The 18621-nt window shown below is 61.4% G+C and carries 15 protein-coding genes; 11 read left to right on the top strand and 4 right to left on the bottom strand.

What is annotated here, in order from left to right; genetic code table 11:
• Nucleotides 1-13: 13 nt before the first annotated feature.
• Together LRS06_RS19700 and LRS06_RS19695 are read left to right on the top strand one after the other, a co-directional pair.
• The gene (locus LRS06_RS19700) at nt 14-898 is read left to right on the top strand and encodes an NmrA family NAD(P)-binding protein (protein ID WP_257873080.1); all 885 of its coding nucleotides are present in this window, start codon (nt 14-16) and stop codon (nt 896-898) included.
• 4 nt (nt 899-902) lie between these two features.
• Complete coding sequence (locus tag LRS06_RS19695; protein ID WP_257873079.1) at nt 903-1841, top strand: alpha/beta fold hydrolase; 939 nt, start codon at nt 903-905, stop codon at nt 1839-1841.
• A gap of 233 nt (nt 1842-2074) precedes the next feature.
• Here LRS06_RS19695 and LRS06_RS19690 read toward each other — a convergent pair whose 3' ends face one another.
• Nucleotides 2075-3313: an ABC transporter permease gene (locus tag LRS06_RS19690; RefSeq protein WP_257873078.1), complete on the bottom strand. Its 1239-nt coding sequence runs from the start codon at nt 3311-3313 to the stop codon at nt 2075-2077.
• A 128-nt stretch (nt 3314-3441) separates the two neighbouring features.
• Between LRS06_RS19690 and LRS06_RS19685 the strand changes: the two genes are divergently transcribed.
• From LRS06_RS19685 to LRS06_RS19675, 3 genes are all read left to right on the top strand, one after another.
• Nucleotides 3442-4710 carry an asparagine synthetase B gene (locus LRS06_RS19685; protein WP_257873077.1) on the top strand — a complete coding sequence of 423 codons (1269 nt, stop codon included), beginning with the start codon at nt 3442-3444 and terminating at the stop codon, nt 4708-4710.
• A gap of 74 nt (nt 4711-4784) precedes the next feature.
• Nucleotides 4785-5159: a hypothetical protein gene (locus LRS06_RS19680; RefSeq protein WP_257873076.1), complete on the top strand. Its 375-nt coding sequence runs from the start codon at nt 4785-4787 to the stop codon at nt 5157-5159.
• A gap of 177 nt (nt 5160-5336) precedes the next feature.
• Nucleotides 5337-7178, top strand: a complete 1842-nt coding sequence (locus LRS06_RS19675) for a glycoside hydrolase family 2 protein (RefSeq protein ID WP_257873075.1) — start codon at nt 5337-5339, stop codon at nt 7176-7178.
• A 199-nt stretch (nt 7179-7377) separates the two neighbouring features.
• Here the strand turns inward: LRS06_RS19675 and LRS06_RS19670 are convergent, their stop codons facing one another.
• The 3 genes from LRS06_RS19670 to lpxK are packed head-to-tail and all read right to left on the bottom strand — an operon-like array spanning nt 7378 to nt 11064.
• The gene (locus LRS06_RS19670) at nt 7378-8019 is read right to left on the bottom strand and encodes a tRNA-(ms[2]io[6]A)-hydroxylase (protein WP_257873074.1); all 642 of its coding nucleotides are present in this window, start codon (nt 8017-8019) and stop codon (nt 7378-7380) included.
• A 56-nt stretch (nt 8020-8075) separates the two neighbouring features.
• Entirely contained in the window at nt 8076-10022 is a 1947-nt protein-coding gene (locus LRS06_RS19665) for a putative porin (RefSeq protein WP_257873073.1), read from the bottom strand.
• On the bottom strand, nt 10015-11064 hold the full coding sequence (gene lpxK / locus LRS06_RS19660) for a tetraacyldisaccharide 4'-kinase (RefSeq protein WP_257873072.1): 1050 nt from the start codon (nt 11062-11064) through the stop codon (nt 10015-10017). Before lpxK ends, LRS06_RS19665 begins: the two co-directional genes overlap by 8 nt.
• 108 nt (nt 11065-11172) lie before the next feature.
• On the opposite strand from lpxK, the gene LRS06_RS19655 reads away from it, so the two are divergent.
• The 6 genes from LRS06_RS19655 (at nt 11173) to miaB (ending at nt 18523) form a co-directional block, all read left to right on the top strand.
• Complete coding sequence (locus LRS06_RS19655) at nt 11173-11850, top strand: uracil-DNA glycosylase family protein (protein WP_257873071.1); 678 nt, start codon at nt 11173-11175, stop codon at nt 11848-11850.
• A 123-nt stretch (nt 11851-11973) separates the two neighbouring features.
• The gene (locus tag LRS06_RS19650; protein WP_257873070.1) at nt 11974-13074 is read left to right on the top strand and encodes a Nif3-like dinuclear metal center hexameric protein; all 1101 of its coding nucleotides are present in this window, start codon (nt 11974-11976) and stop codon (nt 13072-13074) included.
• A complete protein-coding gene (locus tag LRS06_RS19645; RefSeq protein WP_257873069.1) occupies nt 13064-13813 on the top strand; it encodes a zinc ribbon domain-containing protein in 750 nt (249 codons plus the stop codon). The genes LRS06_RS19650 and LRS06_RS19645 overlap by 11 nt, the downstream gene beginning before the upstream one ends.
• Before the next feature lie 80 nt (nt 13814-13893).
• On the top strand, nt 13894-15471 hold the full coding sequence (locus LRS06_RS19640) for a tol-pal system YbgF family protein (RefSeq protein ID WP_257873068.1): 1578 nt from the start codon (nt 13894-13896) through the stop codon (nt 15469-15471).
• Between the two features lie 144 nt (nt 15472-15615).
• Nucleotides 15616-16884, top strand: coding sequence for an aminodeoxychorismate synthase component I (gene pabB / locus LRS06_RS19635; protein ID WP_257873067.1), 1269 nt, complete (start codon nt 15616-15618; stop codon nt 16882-16884).
• A 178-nt stretch (nt 16885-17062) separates the two neighbouring features.
• The gene (gene miaB / locus LRS06_RS19630) at nt 17063-18523 is read left to right on the top strand and encodes a tRNA (N6-isopentenyl adenosine(37)-C2)-methylthiotransferase MiaB (protein WP_257873066.1); all 1461 of its coding nucleotides are present in this window, start codon (nt 17063-17065) and stop codon (nt 18521-18523) included.
• Nucleotides 18524-18621: the final 98 nt, after the last annotated feature.

Below are 18621 nucleotides of genomic sequence, written 5' to 3'. Positions count from 1 at the left end.
AACCCCTACTTGCATGAATGCTCTTATTGTAGTGGCCGGCGCCACCTGCGACCTGGGCGGCCGCATCATCAGCACCCTGCACCGGCGCGGCGCAACCGTGCGGGCGCTGGTACGCCCCGAAACCGACCAGGCGAAGACAGACCGCCTCTGCCGGCAAGGCGCGGACGTATGGCGCGTCGAATTCACGGACCATGCGGCCCTCGCCCAGGCGTGCCAGGGCGCGAGTTGCGTGGTATCGGCCCTGGCGGGGCTGGAGCAGGTTATCGTGCAGGCTCAGTCGCAGCTGCTCAGCGCGGCCGTGGCAGCGCGCGTGCCGCGCTTTATTCCCTCCGACTTTGCCAGCGACTACACCCTTCAGGCTCCCGGCGCCAACCGCAACTTCGACCTGCGGCGCACGTTCCGGGCCCGCCTCGACCAGGCTCCCATCGCCGCAACGTCCATTCTCAACGGCGCTTTCGCCGAAGTGCTGAGCTACAACATTCCGCTGCTGAACTTCCGGCAGCAGCAGGTAGGCTATTGGGAAGACGCCGACTGGCGCATCGACTTCACCACGAAGGGCGACACGGCCGCCTTTACGGCCGCTGCTGCGCTGGACCCGGCCACGCCCCGCTTCCTGCGCATCGCCAGCTTTCAGCCCAGCCCGCGCGAGCTGGTTGCCCTGGCCGAGGCCACCGACAAAGGCCGCTTCACGCTGGTGCGGCTGGGCTCCCGCGCCGATCTGGCCGCGGCTATCCGGCGCGCCCGGGCGGCCAACCCGGCCGGTGAGCAGCAACTCTACGCCGACTGGCAGCAGATGCAATACCTGCTGAGCATGTTCAGTGTGCAGAACCCGGCGCTCGACAATGCCCGCTACCCGGAGCTGACCTGGACCAACCCCATCACCTTTTTAACCGCTTAAGCCTGTGCAACCCGTTTCTTCCCTGTTTCCGGCCTCCTACTCCGACGAGGCGCTGCTCCGACGCCTGCCCGGCTTCACTGACCACTACGCCACCGTTAATGGCGTGCGGCTCCACTACGTAGAGGGCGGGAGTGGCCCAGTGCTGGTGTGCCTGCCGGGCTGGCCGCAAACCTGGTACTCCTACCACCCCATTGCCGCCGGGCTGGCCCGGCATTACCGGGTTATCATCGTTGATATTCGCGGCATGGGCAGTTCTGAGAAGCCCGCCGCGGGCTACGACAAAAAGACCATGGCCCGGGACATCTACGAACTGCTGCGCCACCTGGGCGTGACGAAGGCCTCGCTCCTGGGGCATGACATCGGCGGTATGGTGGCTAGCAGCTTCGGGTTTAATTATCCGCAGGCCACCCATAAGCTTATCCTGGCCGATGGGGCGCACCCCAGCGAAGGTCTGCGGCAGATGCCGCTGCTACCAGCCCCCGGCTCCTTTACCGATAAGATGAACGGCCAGCAGCCCTACCTCTGGTGGATGGCCTTCAATCAGGTGAAGGAGTTGCCCGAGCAGTTGCTGGCCGGGCGGTTTGAGTATCTGCTGGAGCACCTCTTTCGCTACGTGATGCTGGACGAGGGCCGCATGTCGGCCTTCGACCGGGCAGTGTACGCAGCCGTCTACAACCAGCCCGAGAACATCCGCGCCTCAAACGCCTGGTATCAGGCACTGGACCAGGATATAGCCGACGCTAGCACCTACGCGCGCCTTACCATGCCGGTGCTGGGTATTGGCAGCCACGTGTCGTACAATTACCTGCAAATGAGTTTGCCTTATATGGCCGAAGACGTCCGGGTCGTCGGTATCTTGGACAGCGGGCACTATATGTTCGAGGAGCAGCCGGCGCAGGTTCTGGCAGCCGTCCTGGACTTCCTGCAGCCACCGGCCAGCTAACGGCGCCGGGGCAGCCGCTCTCTGGCTCATACCTACGTCCCAACCTGCAGTTGTCGGCAGTCTGAGAAAAGCAGCACGGCGCTTACCGTTTGTGCTGATGGTGCTCTGCCTGGCCACTTAGCTGCTGCCCGGAAACGCATTAAATCAGCTGTTCCCAACCCGTCATCGATAAGGCCAGGGACACGCTTTTTCCATTCCGCACGGTTCGGTTTCCTGCGCGCCAGGTTTCTCTCCTACTCGTAGCGCAAACTCTCGATGGGGTCGAGGGCAGCGGCTTTGCTGGCGGGGTAATAGCCCGAGGCCAGCCCTACCGTCACGCAGATAATCAGGCCCATCGTCATCCAGAGCCAGGGCACCACGAAGCCGCCACTGCCTACAAATAACGACACGCCGTTGCCCATAGCCACGCCCAGCAGAATGCCGAACAGCCCGCCCATGATGCAAATCACAATGGCCTCGATCAGGAACTGCTGACGAATTTGTAGGGCCGTAGCGCCCAGCGCCTTGCGCACCCCAATTTCCCGGGTGCGCTCCGTCACCGACACCATCATGATGTTCATGAGGGCAATGCTGGCGCCGAGCAGGGTGATAAAGCCTACCAGGAAACCACCCACTTTCATCCCCCCGGAGAGACTGTCCAGCTTGGCAGCCAGGGAATCGGAGCGCTCCAAGTCAAAGGAGTCCTCCTGGCCCAGTTCGTCGTGGCGCACGGCGCGCATGATGCCGGTGGCCTGGCCCGTTACGTACGTCAGGTTCTCGGGCTTTTCCACGGCCGTTTTCACGTCGTAGGTGAGGGCCTGCTGGCGGGGCATCTGGTTGCCGGTTTCCAGTGGAATCAGGATGGTGCGGTCGGCGCCGCCCCCGCCCATGGTGGGGCCGCTTTTCTCAAACACGCCTACCACCTGAAACCGGCGGCCCAGGAAATACACGTACTGGTCGACGGGGTTCTGGCTGGGAAAGAGCTTATCCTTGATTTCACTGCCCACAATGGCCACGTTGGCGCCGTTGTCCAGCTCCGTCTGCGAAAAGCTCCGGCCGCTGCCCAGCTCGTAGTTCTGAATCAGCAGGTAATTTTCGTCGCCGGCCACCACGTTCATGTTCGGGTTGGTTTTCTCCCCGTTGGCTTTCACTTCCGTAGCGCCCGCAATAAAGGCCGAGAGGCCCACCTTGGCATCGTCGCCGAGCTGCTGCTTGTACTGCTGGGCCTGCAGGTAGCTGATGGGCGGGTAGGTGCGCTCCCGGCGGCCGCCCTGCCGGAAGCGGTTGCTGTAACCCTTGGCCGTCATTTCAAAGGAGTTGGCCCCCAGGCTGGCGAAGGTCTGGTTCAGGGAGTTCTTCATGGCATCGATGGCCGTGAGAATACCTACCAGCGCCATGATGCCGATGCTCACAATAAGGCCCGTGAGCACCGTGCGCAGCAGATTACTGTGAATGGAACGGAACGCCTCCCGAATGTTTTCTAGCAAGTGCATAGCCTCAGACCCTGAAATTGGTGCCCCACCCTACGCGGAACGGGCGCCGCAAGGTAACCGCTTTCGGGCGGACTCCCGCTGGTTTTGGTACATTTGCTTACGTTGGTTTTTTACGGATATCGTACATGATGCGGAAGTCGTTTTTTCTGTTTGTGGGCTTGCTGCTGACCCTGCTGCCGCTGGCGGCGCGGGCTAACCGCGTGCTCATTCCCATGGATCAGACCCAGAAGGAGCACCTTAAGGCCTACGGCATTGCCTTCTGGCTGCTCACCAAGCAGGTGGAGGTAGACTGGCTGCTGAACTACCGCGGCGGGGCCTTTGCCTGCAACGGCGTGGAGGGGCTGGAAAATGAGCTGGCTGTGCGGGGCGTGAGCTACCAGGTGATTTCGGAAGCCCAGTACGGCAGCGTGCTGCAGGAAATTGCGGACCCCAATGCCAACATGGACATCATGAAGCTGGAGAAAGTACCCAAGATTGCGGTGTACACACCCAAGGGCAAGCAGCCCTGGGACGATGCCGTGACGATGGTGCTTACCTACGCCGAAATTCCCTACACCCAGATTTACGACGACGAAGTGCTGCACGGCGACCTGCCCAAGTACGACTGGCTGCACATTCATCACGAGGACTTTACGGGCGAGTACGGCAAGTTCTTCGCCTCCTACCGCAACCGCCCCTGGTACCAGCAGCAGCAGCGCGACTCGGAGGCGGCGGCCAAGCGCAACGGTTTCGCCAAAGTCAGCCAGATGAAGGGCGCCGTGGTCACGCGCATGCAGGAGTTTGTGGCCGGTGGCGGCTTCATGTTTGCCATGTGCGGGGCCACCGACACCTACGACATTGCCTTGGCTGGCCTGGGCGTGGATATGGTGGAAAGCATGTACGACGGCGACCCGGCTGACCCGGCCGCTCAGAGCAAGCTCAACTTCAACCGTACCCTGGCTTTCAAGGACTTTCAGCTCGTGCGCGACCCGTACCAGTACGAGTACTCCAACATCGACATGCAGCCCCAGGAGCGCGGGGTGTACGAGGACAATGACTACTTCCAGCTGTTCACGTTCTCAGCCAAGTACGACCCGGTGCCCACCATGCTCACTCAGGACCACGAGAAAACCATCAAGGGCTTTATGGGCCAGACTACGGCCTTCCGCAAGCAGCTCATCAAGCCCGACGTGGTGGTGATGGGCGACAATAAGGCCTCGGGCGAGGTGCGCTACATGCACGGCACGCTGGGCAAAGGCACCTGGACGTTCTACGGCGGCCACGACCCCGAAGACTACCAGCACCTGGTAGAGGAAGAGCCCACCGACCTGGCCCTGCACCCCAACTCCCCCGGCTACCGCCTCATCCTGAATAACGTGCTCTTCCCGGCTGCTAAAAAGAAAAAGCAGAAGACCTAAGCCAGGTTTATTTCAGCAATCAGTTAGAATCCGATAGATGTACACTCTAGAGTCCTAGTGGGCTAGGCATCCTTATGAAAAAAGTTATCCTCGGTGTATTTGCCTGCATCAGCTTCGGCCTAGTAGCCAGTATTTTTCTCTCAAACAGGCTTAGTAGTGAGTCTCTCCCTGAAGGCTACGTCTGTGTAATAGTAAAGAATCAATCAAAGAGACCTATAAAGCTCCTTACATTAAAGCATGAACGAGGCAGTATAGAGGTGAAAGGGCTTGCGCAGGGCGAGCAAACAAACGTCATTTTTAAAAGCCCTGGTGAAAACGCTTATTATGTCATTGCGAAACTCGAAAGCGGTTCTACAGTAACTTCCCGCGAAGAGTATATTGAGGGTGGCTATCGGGGAATTGGTAATATATTCAATGATACTATCAAGATAAAGCCAAACGACTATTAATATAGTTATTAGGGCTAAGTAAATCCCCTGCAATTGCTCTGATAAGAGCAAAAGTTTTCATAACTACTTTGATTTGTTGATGGCACGGGCTATTCAGCTCAACGTTGCGGAATTGCAGCGGATGGCATCCGTAACGCCCGAATCCCCGTTTGTAAGCCCTAACCTACCGGCGCTTTCATGAATTCCACGCAACCTAACTTCGGCTTTTCGGCTACCAATGGCGACCTGCGCACGACGAACCCCCTCCCGCGGGCCGTGCTGCGCTCCAACAACTATCTGCTGCTCGACGGGGAGTGGCGCTTTGCTCTGGACCCCGGTGACGTAGGCCTGCGCGATGCCTGGTACGTCAGCCACCAGTACGAGCACGTAGCCAACTGGCCCGGCTCGGTGGAGGAGCACATGGAGCAAACCCGGGAGCCCGGCCAGCCTTCCTCCCGGTGGCAGGATAAGGTAGTAGCCTGGTACGAACGGGAATTTTCTTTACCCGAGCGGGGCGACGACCACAGTCTGTTTCAGCTCACCTTCGGGGCCTGCGGCTACGAAACCCAGGTGTGGCTCAACGGGCACTTGCTGCGCACGATTGAGGGCGAAGACATTCACTACGGCGAGTACACGTCGTTTTCGTTTGAGCTGCGCGACGAGTACCTGCGCCCCAACAACCGCATCACCGTGCGCATTGCCGATACCATGGACGCCGAAACGCCCCGCGGCAAGCAGGAGTCGCACGTGTACAAGCGCGGCGGCATCTGGTACCAAACGCATACCGGAGCCGTGCGCTCGGTATGGCTGGAGATGGTGGAGCGCAACCGCCTTCGCACCCGCGTGGGCGTGGAAAGCGTGATTGAAGACCGGCTGGTGCGTTTCAATATGACCACCCGGATTCACGACCCCGGCGTGTATACTGTACGCCTGCAGGTATTCTCCACCAACGAGCCAGCCCCGCAGCCCCTGGCCGTGTCGGAGTTTGAGCTGCGCCTAGAGGCGGGCCAGCGCCAGCAACGGATGGTGATGGAGCTACCCGGGGCAAAACTCTGGGGGCCGGGCATGCCCAACCTCTACCGGCTGGTGGCTCAGCTCATCGATTCCGAAGGGTATACTGCCCAGATTGAAACGCATTTCGGGATGCGCAAAGTAGAATCCCGAGGGCGGCACGTGTACCTCAACAACGAGCCTACTTATCTCGACGGCATCCTCTACCAGCCCGGCACGGCCACCTACGAGGAAATGCGCCTGCACATGCATGCCATGCTTGAGCTGGGCTGCAACCTGGTGCGGGTGCACATTGCCGGGGTCGATCCGCGCATCTATAATCTGGCCGATGAGTTGGGCCTACTGCTGTGGGTAGAAGTGCCGAGCCCCCACTCCTCCACCCCGCGCAGCCGCGAAAACCACCGTGCCGAACTGCTGCGCATGCTGGCCCTTATTCAGTCGCACCCCTCGGTGGTTATCTGGAGCCTTTATAACGAGGACTGGGGCTGCCAGGACATTGCTACCAACCCCGAAACTCGCCGCTACATAACCGACATGTACCACTACATGCAGATCGAGCATCCGCAGTTTCTGGTGGTGGACAACGACGGCTGGCAGCACATTTCGCAGGAGGGCCGCCTGAAGTCCGATTTGCTCACGGCCCACCTCTACACCCCCGACCTGCCGCGCTGGCAGGAGTTGCTCGACCGGCTGGTGGAGGGCGAAATGGTTGGCACGGCCGCCTTCCCGCTGGTGGTGGGCGACCCGTTCTTCTACCGTCGTCAGAAGCCCCTGATTGTGAGTGAGTGGGGCGGCTTCGGCTTTGCCGACTACGGCGGGCCCCAGGCCGGGGAAGAGCGGACGGAGCGCATCCGGCAGTTCAAGCAGGAGCTGCGTCGGCGCGATATTGCCGGCGACGTTTATACCCAGGCCACTAACATCGAGGATGAGCGCAACGGCGTCATTGACCCGCATACGGGCGCTCTGTCGGTGCCGGCGGGCTTGCTTTCTTCAAAGGGGGATGGTGAACAGGTAACAGGTAACAGGTAACAGGTGACAGGTTTGAACGCGTCGGTGCGAGGCGGAGCCGAAATAATCCGTCCTGAGCAACGTGTAAAGTCCTGAAATGTGAAAAGCCTCTGCCGTCAGTACAAACGGCAGGGGCTTTTCTGGTTTTATAACCGGTCTGGTGCTGTACAGGATGGATTGTTGCGGCGTCGCCTCGCACTGACACGTCACTATCTCACCGCTAGTGCATCCGGTCGTCGCGCACGGGCAGATTGGTCACGATGTCGCCCTCTATTTTGAGCAGCTCCTGCAGGCGGGCATCCACTTCGCGGGCGTCGCAGTATTCCTTGGCCAGGTCCACGTACGCCACGAAATGCCCGGCTTCCGACACCATCAGCTCGTAGTAGAACTTGCTGAGTTCAGGGTCGGGAATGTGTTTCCAGAGCAGCTTGAACCGCTCACAGCTGCGGGCCTCAATCAGCGCCGACACCAGTAGCTGGTCCATGAGCTGCCGCTCGCGCAGGCCGCCTTTGCGCACGTGGGCCATCAGCTGCACCACGTATTCGTCGCGGCGGGGGCGGCCCAGCTGGTGGCCGCGCTTGCGCAGCTCCTGCAGCACCCGCTCGAAGTGGGCCCACTCCTCGGCTACCAGCTCCGTCAGCTCGTCTACGAGGCGCGTTTTCTCGGGGTATTTCACAATCAGCGAAATACCGGTACTGGCCGCCTTCTGCTCGCAGTAGGCGTGGTCGACGAGAATGTCCTCAATGTTTTTGCTGGCAATATCCACCCAGCGCGGGTCGGTGTTCAGCTTGAGCTTAAGGATGGTTTTCTCGCGTTTTTGAGCTTCTTCCTCTGAAGGCTGGGGCGCCGAATAATCCGTCATAGTAGTTCAAGAGCAGCTTTCCATACGCTTAGCTAAATAGCGTATCAGCTAGGTGGTTAATCAAAGAAATTCCAGCGGACGCCAAACTGGAAGCTGCGCGGGTTGCCAGTGTAGTAGGGCGTCGTGAAGTAGCCGTTACGGTACAAGCCCTGGTTGAGGTAAGCCAGCTTCAGGAAGAATGTGACGGCCTTGATGTCACCGCTTACAAACACATCCATCACCGGGTAGCTACGGGCCGTGAAGCTGTTCTGCACGAAAAACTGCTGGGTGCTGGGGCTGTAGTCGTAGGGCCGCCAGCGCGACTGAAAGTAGGTTTCCAGCCCGATCTGCCCGAACAGTGCCTTCTTGAACAGGTAGCCCTGGTAGGCCACGCGACTATTGAGCACAATGGCCGGAATCCGCAGGCCGTCCCCATTGCCTCCCCCGGTCAGGGTCAGGTCGTGGTCGGCGCGGAGCTTGCCCAGCACCAGGCGGTGGCGCAGGTGGCCAATGAAAAGGCGGCGGTCTTCCTTCAGCTGCGCTGGTACAGCCTGCTCGTTGTAGTACACCAAGCTGGTAATATTCACCACGGCGCCTTCAACCATAATGCGCTGCGGTCCAAACGTGCGCTCGGCCCGCACCAGCAGCTGGTTTACTTTGGTGTTGTTAAATTCCGTCTTGTCAAGATGCTTCCACTGAAAGTGGTTGCCATCGAACTGCTGCTGGGTGAGGGTGGGTGAGTACGAGGTGCTGGCTATTTCGGCCGTCAGCGGCCCCAGTCGGGCGGAGGCCCGCAGCCAATATTCATCCGCGAGCTTGTACTCGCCGGCGGTTTCAATGGCAAACTGCTGGTAGCGGAACGCGGCCGTGCCGCCCAGAAACACTTGATTGAAGGTACGCTCCGAGGTCGTAGGCGTAGTTCCGTTGGCCAGCAAAGAGCGGGTTTCGAGGCGGGCATTTCGGTAGCGGCCGTAGAGGCGGTAGTCCACGGCATCGGTGTGGCCGAGCACGCCCACGGTGTTGTCGAGCTGGCGGTAGTTGGCGCGGTCTTCGGTCTTGAGCGAGTCGTAGCGGGTCTGGCGCCGGGCCGTGGCGGGCGAATAATAGCGGATGCGCCCCTCCGCATCGTAGGGAATGGCGTCGTCGTTGTAGCGGTTCTGCTGGCGGTTGAAGTCCAGGGTATGGTAGGCGGTGAGGCCCCTACTCAGCAAGCGGTAGGTTTGGGTGAGGTGGGCATCGTCGCGGTTGTCGCGGTTCACAGCCTGGGAAAGCCACACTTCCTCCAAGCGGTAGTCGAACAGCTGGCGCAGAGCCGTATCGCCCGCCTGGGGCCGGATGCCGCCCTGCTCCACCGCCTCGTGCCGGGTGATAAGGTAGTTGGCCAGCAGGTGATACCGCTCGTCCTCGGTCTGGTAGCGGCCAAACAGCGTAATGGTGGAGTGGCGCACCATCTGGTTCCGGGGAATAGAGCCCAGGACTTTGTTGCTGGCCACGCGGTTGTAGGTGATGCCCACGTTGGCCAGCTTCTTGAAGCTGCGGCTGTGAGTCAGCTCAAATATCTGCTCGCCCACGGAGCTCTGCTGGTAGCGGAAGTAGGTGAATGGCGAGCGGGTATCGTAGTACGGTATGGTAGCCGGGTTGGGCGCATACCGGTCGAAGGCGTTGCGGCCCAGGCGGGCGCCCAGCTGATTGGGCATCTGCCAGAGCAGGCGGCGCGAGGCCGTACCCAGGTTGCCCAGGTCCTGGTAAAACGACGAGTCGGGCAACCAGTAGCGCTGGTTGTGGAAGGTATTGAGGGTGGTATCGAGCGTGGTGCCCTCGGTTTGGTCGCGCAACACGTCCCGCTCCCGCACGATGCGCGTGGTCAGCGGCCCGTAGAGCACCTTGGTCGAGTCGTCAATAATCTGGGCGCGGGCCGGAGCCGCCAGCAGCAACGCCAGCAAACCCGCCAGCAGCGCGGCGCGAAATCTGGCGGCGAGGCCACTTTTTCGCCACTGCAAACACAAAGCAAATAAATCAGACAACAGCGTGGGGCTGAAAGGAAGACATCAGAAACTGCCGGAGCTGACGGGCACCATCCCCCAGCAGCCGGACTTCAATGGGAATAAAAAACACCGGTACGCCCGCCAGCGCGGCTTGCAGGGCCGGCTCGCGCAGGCGCATGGCGTCCTTTTGCGTGGTAAAGATGCTGCCTCCGGGCGGGAGTTGAGCCACTACCGCCCGAATTTCGGCCGCCGTGAAGGCGTGGTGGTCGGCAAAGGCGGCGTGGTGGGCCAGTGCATAGCCGGCGTGCGTGAGGTACTCGCGTAGCGGCCCGGGCTGGGCAATGCCCGTGAGCAGCACGCCGGCCGGGCTGGCCAGCGCGGCGGCGCCTACCGCCACGGGTGCCCCGTAAGTATAGCTGGAAAACAGCACCGGCGCGCCCGGCCGGCTGTAGCGCCCGATACGTTGCCGGATTTTCACCTGCTCGGCGGCGGGTAGCTCGGCGGGGCACTTCGTTACGATGATGACATCGGCGCGGCGGGCCCCGCCCCGGCTTTCGCGCAGGCGCCCGGCGGGCAGCACCCAATCCTCGTAGAAAGGCCGCTGATGCTCCGTGAGCAGGAAAGACAGCGTAGGCTGCACGCGGCGGTGCTGGTAGGCATCATCGAGTACCACGGCCGTGGCAGTGGTTTCGGCCAGCAGGTGCCGGATACCCAAGCGGCGGTCTTCGGCCACGGCTACGGGCACGGCACCCGCAAAATCCTGCCAGTGCTGCAGGGGCTCGTCGCCCACAGTGGTGGCGGTTTCCTGCGGCGTTACGCGGCGGTAGCCCCGGGTCTGGCGGCCGTAGCCCCGGCTCAGGATGGCCGGCTGCTCACCTAACTGCTGCAGCTCGCGCACCACCCAGGCAACGTGCGGGGTTTTGCCGGTGCCGCCCACTCGCAGGTTGCCCACTACAATGAGGGGAACCGGAAAGGAGCTACTGACTTTCAGCCCCGTATCGTACAGCCAGTTGCGCACCGCCATAACACTGGCATAGAGCCAGCTCAAAGGCAGCAGCAGGAGCGTTACGAAGGAGTTCATGCAAACATGGGCAGATGGGCCGGGGCAAAATTAACGGGTTATGTGCTGCCAACCCGGCAGCCGACTAACGTAAGCGCAGGAAAAACTGATGCTTCCGGCCTTTCCCCTATGTCTTTTGCCGACCGGCTCCTGCCCTTCCTGACCGAATTTCCGCCGCCTCTGCCCCTGCCCGACGGAGTGCAGGCCTTCAGCCCGTACCAGGAAAACACCCCGCGTGAGTTGCTTTCCCGGTTTGCGCAGCAGTATTACTCCGGCGACCAGCCCCGCGTGGCGCTGCTGGGCATCAACCCCGGCCGCCTGGGCAACGGCCGCACCGGCATTGCCTTCACCGACCCGGTAGCGCTGCAGGATGCGTGTGGTATTGCCAACGCGCTACCCCGGCAGCGGGAGCCATCCAGCCAGTTTGTGTATGAAGTGGTGGCGGCGCTAGGCGGCCCGACGGCGTTTTACCAGGACTTTTTCCTGGGCTCCCTCTACCCGCTAGTGCTGCTGAAAAACGGGCTAAACTACAATTACTACGACTCACCCGCCTTGCAAACCGCCCTGCTGCCCGCCATCCGCGACGGGCTGCAGCGGCAGGTGCACGAGGTAGGGCTGGCCCGCCACGCCGCCGTGTGCCTGGGTCGCCGCAACGCCCTGCTCCTGCACCGCCTCAACGAGGAGCTGCAGCTATTCAGGCGCATCGAGGTGCTGGATCACCCGCGCTACCTCATGCAGTACAAGCGCCGCCAGCTAATCGAAAACGTGGCCCGCTACGTGGAAGTGCTGGACGATGTGCGCAGGTGAGCTGTTGTGTAAAATGGGTGGAATGCAGCCTGTAGCCGCTGTTTACCGCTCCAGCTGCCCAGCCTCCCCGGAAATTATTTACCACATTTACCCCTCTTCTCACATTACCCACATTTAAAAACAATGCCTACCGTCCAAGCCCTCATGCGTGTGCTGGAACAAGCGGCGCCGCTGGCCTACCAGGAAAGCTACGACAACGCCGGGCTGCAGTGCGGCAACCCCGCAATGGAGGTCCGGGGCGTGCTTATTGCCCTGGATTGCACCCTGGCCGTGGTGGAAGAAGCCCGCCGCCGGGGCTGCAACGTGGTGGTAGCCCACCACCCGCTCATCTTCAAGCCGCTCAAGCGCCTCACCGGGGCCACCGAAGTGGAGCAGACCCTGCTGCTGGCCATCCGCCACGACATTGCCCTGTACGCCGCCCACACCAACCTCGACAATGTGCTGCAGGGCGTAAACCGCAAACTGGCCGAAAAGCTGGGCCTCCGAAGTCTGCGCATCCTCGACCCCAAGCCTGGTTTGCTCGCCAAGCTCATCACTTACGTGCCGCCTCCCCACACCGACGCTGTGCTCCAGGCTCTGTACCAGGCCGGGGCCGGGCAGATTGGCCAGTACTCGGCGTGCAGTTTCCGCACCTCCGGTACCGGCACCTTCACGCCCGGCGCGGGCACCAATCCATTTATCGGGCAGCCCACGGAGCCGGAAACCGTGGCCGAGGAGCAGGTGCAGGTACTGCTCCCGCTGCATCTGCAAAGCGCGGTGTTGCGGGCATTACGCCAGACTCACCCCTATGAGGAGGTAGCCTACGAAATCGTGAAGCTTGAAAACGTGCATCAGGACGTGGGCGCGGGTATGGTGGGCGAGTTGCCGGAGCCACTGAGCCCACCCGAGTTCCGCCAGCGCCTGAAGGCGGCTCTGGGGGTGCCTGTGGTCAAGCACACCGACTTTGAGCAGCCCATCCGGAAAGTGGCGCTATGCGGCGGCGCAGGGTCTTTCCTCATTGGTAAAGCCCGCACCGCCGGAGCCGATGCCTACGTGACCGGCGACCTGAAATATCACGAATACTTTGGGGCCGAAGGCCGGCTGATGCTCTGCGACGTGGGCCATTTCGAGAGCGAGCAGTTTACCGGGGAAATCTTCCGGGATTTGCTTATGGGTAACTTTGGGAGTACTTTTGCGGTCTTAATTGCTGAGACCCTCACCAACCCTGTCCGTTATGATTGCTAACCCCTCCGCGGAAACCCCGGTTGCCAGTAAGCTGGAAGCCCTCCTGAACCTGCAGCGCATCGATTCGCAGCTTGATGAAATCCGGCGCGTGCGGGGCGACCTGCCCGAAGAGGTGCGTGACTTGGAGGACGAAATTGCGGGCTACGAGGTGCGCGTGAGCAAGTTTGATGAGGAAATTGCCGGCCTCAACGAGCAGATCAAGCAGCGCAAGCAGAACGCCAAAGACGCTGAAGGCCTCATCAAGAAGTATGAGGACCAGCAGCAGAACGTGCGCAACAACCGTGAGTACGAGGCCATTGCCAAGGAAATCGAGCTGCAGCGCCTGGAAATCCAGATTTCCGACAAGAAAATCAAAGAGGCCCAGTACCACATCGAGCAGAAAATCCAGGACATTGCCGGCACCAAGCAGCGCCTGGAAGAGCGCAAGAAGGACCTCGACAACAAGAAGGTAGAGCTGGACACCATCGTGGGCGAAAGTGAAGCCGACGAGAAAAAGCTCATGGATGAGCGCGAAGGCGCCGCCAAGCCCGTTGAGGACCGGCTACTAACGGCTTATACCCGCATCCGCGGCAACGTGCGCAACGGCCTGGCCGTGGTAACGGTGAAGCGCGACGCCTGCGGTGGCTGCTTCAACACAGTGCCGCCCCAGCGTCAGGCCGACATCATCGCCCACAAGAAAATCATTGTATGTGAGCACTGCGGCCGTGTGCTGGCCGATGTAGAAGCCCGCATTGCATAGCAACTGGTGCTAGGAAACATTATCTGTTACCCTATCACCTCCTTAAAAGGAACGGCCCCGTGTCGTTCCTTTTTTCTTGTATGACTGGCTTGGCCTGGCTCCTGAATACGTTCCATCAACTGAGGTGGCCCCTGCTCCTGGGGCCGCTGGCATTACTGTGGCTGCCTTGGCCGGCGGCCGGGGCGGGCCAGGCGGCTGCCGAACGCCAGGCTCCGGCCACTGGAGCCCTTGACCCGTTAACTGGTTTCAACTTCCAGCTGACGCCCGCCGCCCGCCGCGCCTACAGTGAGCTGCTAAAGCTGCGCCCCGCGCCCGCCCGCGCCCTGCTGCTTTCCGAGCAGCAACGCGCCGCCGGCAGCGCCGGCACCCTGCTCGTGGCCGACTGCATTGAGTTCACGGAGCTGATGGTTACGCAGGACGCCCGCCGCTACGAGCCACTTATTGAGGCCCAGGACGAGCGGCTGGCCCAGCTGGAAAAGTCGCCCGAGCAAACGGCGCTACGAGCCTACGCCGCCGCCGAAATCCGCCTGCACCAGGCCGCCGCGCAGGTTGCGTTTCAGCACGAAATTCAGGGGGCATGGAGCATGCGGCAGGCCTACGCGGGCATGCAGCAGGTAGTGCGCCGCTACCCCAGCTACTTGCCGGCCCGCAAAACGCTGGGCATGATGCAGTTTTTCATTGGCTCCCTGCCCGAGGGCTACCGCTGGTTTCTGAAGCTGCTGGGGCTACCGGGCAGCGTGGAGGCCGGCCTGCTGAACCTGCGCGTTGCTGCCGGCCAGCCCAACGACTTTCAGCCCGAAGCCCGCATTATGCTGGCCCTGGTGGAGGAAACCTACTACAAGAAAACCGAGCAGGCCGTGCAGCTGGCCAGCTCGTGGGCCATCCAGCAGCCCGACAACCTGCTGTTCAGCTACCTGGCCATCAGCCTCAACAAGCGCCAGCACCATACCGAGGCAGCGCTGGCCGCCTACGGCGCCCGGCCCACCGGCGCGGGCTACCTGCCCGTAGCCTACCTGCACCACATGGCCGCCGACCTGCTGCTCTACCAAGGTCAGTATGCGGCTTCGGAGCGCGAAAACCTGCAGTTCCTGCGCGAGTTTCAGGGCCAGCACTACCGTAAGGATGCCGCCTTCAAGCTGTACCTGACGGCCTGGCTGCGCGGTGATAAGGCTGCGGCGGAACGCTACCGCCAGCAGATTGCGCGGGGCGGCGGCCGCACGGTGGTGGAGGAAGATACCTACGCCCAGCGCTTCTACGATGGCCGCGTGCCCCTGAACGCCACCCTTACCCGCGCCCGCCTGCAGATTGACGGCGGCTACTACAGCGAGGCCCTGGCCACGCTGGACACCTTCCGCCCCACCCACCAGACGCCCCTGCGCGACCAGATAGAGGCCCCCTACCGCCGGGCCCGCGCCTGGCAGGGCCTCGGCCGCCCCGACTCGGCCCGGCTGCTTTATCGCCGCACTATTGCCGTGGCGGGCAATGCGCCGTACTACTTCGCGCCTCAATCGGCCTTGCAGCTGGGCTACCTGTACCAGGCCGAGGGGCAGAAGAGCACGGCCCGCGCCTACTTCCAAAAAGTGCTGGCCTACCCCAAGCACGAGTACAAGAACAGCACCGACACCAAAGCCAAAGTAGCCCTGCAGGACCTGGACTGATGAATGTGCTCATGTGGAGAATTTGCTGATGTGTTAATGCCCTGGCGGGCAGAAGCCAGTCTCGCGACTGGCGGCCACTCCAGCCTCCCATCCGGTCCTGCACCACTTGCTCTTCGTCCCCTGCAGCCCTCGTACTTTTGCGCCGTGCTTACCGTTCCGCTTGCTTCCCTTCCGCCCGACTTCCTGGCCCGAGTTCTGCGCTGGGCCGCCGGCTTCGCGCACTGCGCCTACTTCGAGCCAAATGGGCTGGAATATCCTGCCGGTCCTTTCGCCCGGCTGCTGGGCGTAGCCGATAACGCGCCCAACGCACCCCGCACCCTGGCCGAGCTGCGCCAGTGGCCGCCGCGCCCCGTGGATGCCACCCCGCGCATGGGCTTCCTCACGTATGAAGTAAAAAATGAGATAGAGCAGCTGCACAGTGCCAACGTCTCGGGGCTGGATTGGCCGGCACTGCATTTTTTCTACCCGCAAACCTGGCTTTATTGGCGGCTTGATGCGCTGGAAATTCATGGCCAAACGGCTGGGGTGCTCGAGGCTATTCTGGCCACGGCTGTGCCGCCGCCAATGCCCCCGCCCGTGCCCGTCCTGACGCCCCGCATGCCCAAGGCCGATTACCTGGCGGCCGTGGAAGCTATTCGGGAGGACATTCTTAATGGCGAGGTGTACGAGCTGAATCTGTGCCAGGAGTTCTACGCCGAAAACATCAATCTGGACCCGGTGGATGTATTTCTGCAGCTGAATGCAACCTCCCCCGCCCCGTTTGCCGGCTTCTTCCGCTACCACGACCATTACCTGCTGTGCGCTTCGCCCGAGCGGTTCCTGGCGCATTATGATCCGGTTATTATTTCTCAGCCCATTAAAGGCACCATCCGGCGCGGCACTACGCCCACGGAAGACGAGCAACTGCGCCAGACGCTACTGGCCGATGAAAAAGAGCGCGCCGAAAACCTGATGATTGTGGATCTGGTCCGCAACGACCTGGCCCGCGTAGCCCGCACCGGCACCGTGCAGGTGCCCGAGCTGTTCGGCCTCTACCCCTTCCGCCACGTCTGGCAGATGATATCGACCGTGGAGGCTGAGTTGCGGCCTGACGTGGATATGGTGGATGTGCTGCGCGCGACCTTCCCGATGGGGTCTATGACCGGGGCGCCGAAAATCCGGGCCATGCAGCTGATTGAGCAGTATGAGCGCACCCGGCGCGGCCTCTACAGCGGCAGCATTGGCTACGCCTGGCCCGATGGGGGGTTTGAATTCAACGTGATTATTCGCAGCCTGCAGTACCGCTCGGACACTGGCTACCTTTCCTTCCAAGTCGGGTCGGCCATCACCTACGACTCGGTACCGGAGCGCGAATACGAGGAATGCCTGCTCAAAGCCCGCGCCCTGCTGGAGGTGCTGAAGGTGAAATGGTGAGATAGTGCGTTTGACGTTCTGGCCGCGCCACTTGCGCAGCTATGCGCCAGCGGAAAATCAACTCGCCATTTCACAATTTCACCACTTCACCTTCCTGCCATTCTGTCATTTTCGTCCCGAAAGGTTATCTTTGCCGTTCTCTGAACTGTGAATCTGCCGCCTGCAAAAGGCTTTTTCCATGTCCCAACCGCTGATTACGCTCGATTTTCTCGATACGCCTACCTTGCCCACGCCCGCCGTGGACGCCACCACGCACGCGCATGAGCCCTCGGGCGCTGTGCGCGTGCAGGCCGCTACCCGCACCGGCCGCACCCGCAAGCTCTACATTGAGAGCTACGGCTGCCAGATGAACTTCTCCGACTCCGAAATCGTGTCGAGCATCCTCTTCAACGAAGGCTTCGATACCACCGACCAGCTTGAGGGGGCTGACCTGGTGCTGCTGAACACCTGCTCTATCCGGGAGAAGGCCGAGCAGACGGTACGCATGCGCCTTTCCCAGATCAACGGCCACAAAAAGCGCAACCCCGGCCTGCTGGTGGGGGTGCTGGGCTGCATGGCCGAGCGCCTGAAAAGCAAGTTTCTGGAAGAAGAAAAGCTGGTGGATTTGGTGGTAGGCCCCGACGCTTACCGCGACCTGCCCCAGCTCATTCAGCAGGTGGATGGCGGCCAGAAGGCCGTAAACGTGCTGCTGAGCCGCGAAGAAACCTACGCCGACATCACCCCGGTGCGCCTGAACTCGAACGGCATCACGGCCTTCATCAGCATCATGCGCGGCTGCGACAACATGTGCTCCTTCTGCGTGGTACCCTTCACCCGGGGCCGCGAGCGGAGCCGCGACGCGCACAGCATCGTGCAGGAAGCCCGCGACCTGGTGGCCCAGGGCTACAAGGAAGTGACGCTGCTGGGTCAGAACGTGGACTCCTACAAATGGGCCTCGGATGACGGGCTGGAGTTCGTGAACTTTGCTCAGCTCCTGGAGCGCGTGGCCCTCATCAGCCCCCTGTTGCGGGTGCGCTTCTCTACCTCGCATCCGAAGGACATTACGGATGAAGTGCTGCACACGATGGCGCGCTACGACAACATCTGCAAGTACATTCACCTGCCGGCTCAGAGCGGTAACTCGCGCGTGCTCAAGCTCATGAACCGCACCTACGACCGGCCCTGGTACGAGGAGCGGGTGCAGGCCATCCGCCGCATCCTCGGCGAGGACTGCGCCATTAGCACCGATATGATTGCGGGTTTCTGCTCGGAAACTGAGGAAGAGCACCAAGACACGCTCAGCTTGATTGATTTCGTGCAGTACGACATGGGCTACAACTTCTTCTACTCCGAGCGCCCCGGCACCCTGGCTGCCCGCAAGCTGGAAGACGACATTCCCCTGGACGTGAAGAAGCGCCGCCTGCAGGAAGTCATTGACCGCCAGCAGCTGCACGCCCGGGCCCGCTACGCCCGCATGGTCGGCCGCGTGCATCAGGTGCTGGTAGAAGGTCGTTCGAAACGCTCTGAGGAGCAGCTCAGCGGCCGCAACAGCCAGAACCAGGTGGTCATCTTCCCCAAAGGCACCGCCCAGAAAGGCGACTACGTGAACGTACTGGTAACTACTACCACCGGCGCCGCGCTGCTGGGGGAAATAGTTTAGTTGGTTTTTGGTTGGTTGCTTTTGGTTTTTGGCTGGTTCTGCCAACTTCCCAGGTGTTCTGTAAAGTTTTTCTGAAAGCAGGCCGTTTCCACTTAAGC

Origin of the sequence: Hymenobacter sp. J193, assembly GCF_024700075.1 — a bacterium.
Lineage (GTDB): Bacteria > Bacteroidota > Bacteroidia > Cytophagales > Hymenobacteraceae > Hymenobacter.
The sequence above is the reverse complement of the archived record's forward strand: the minus strand, read 5'-3'. Positions and strand labels throughout refer to the sequence as shown.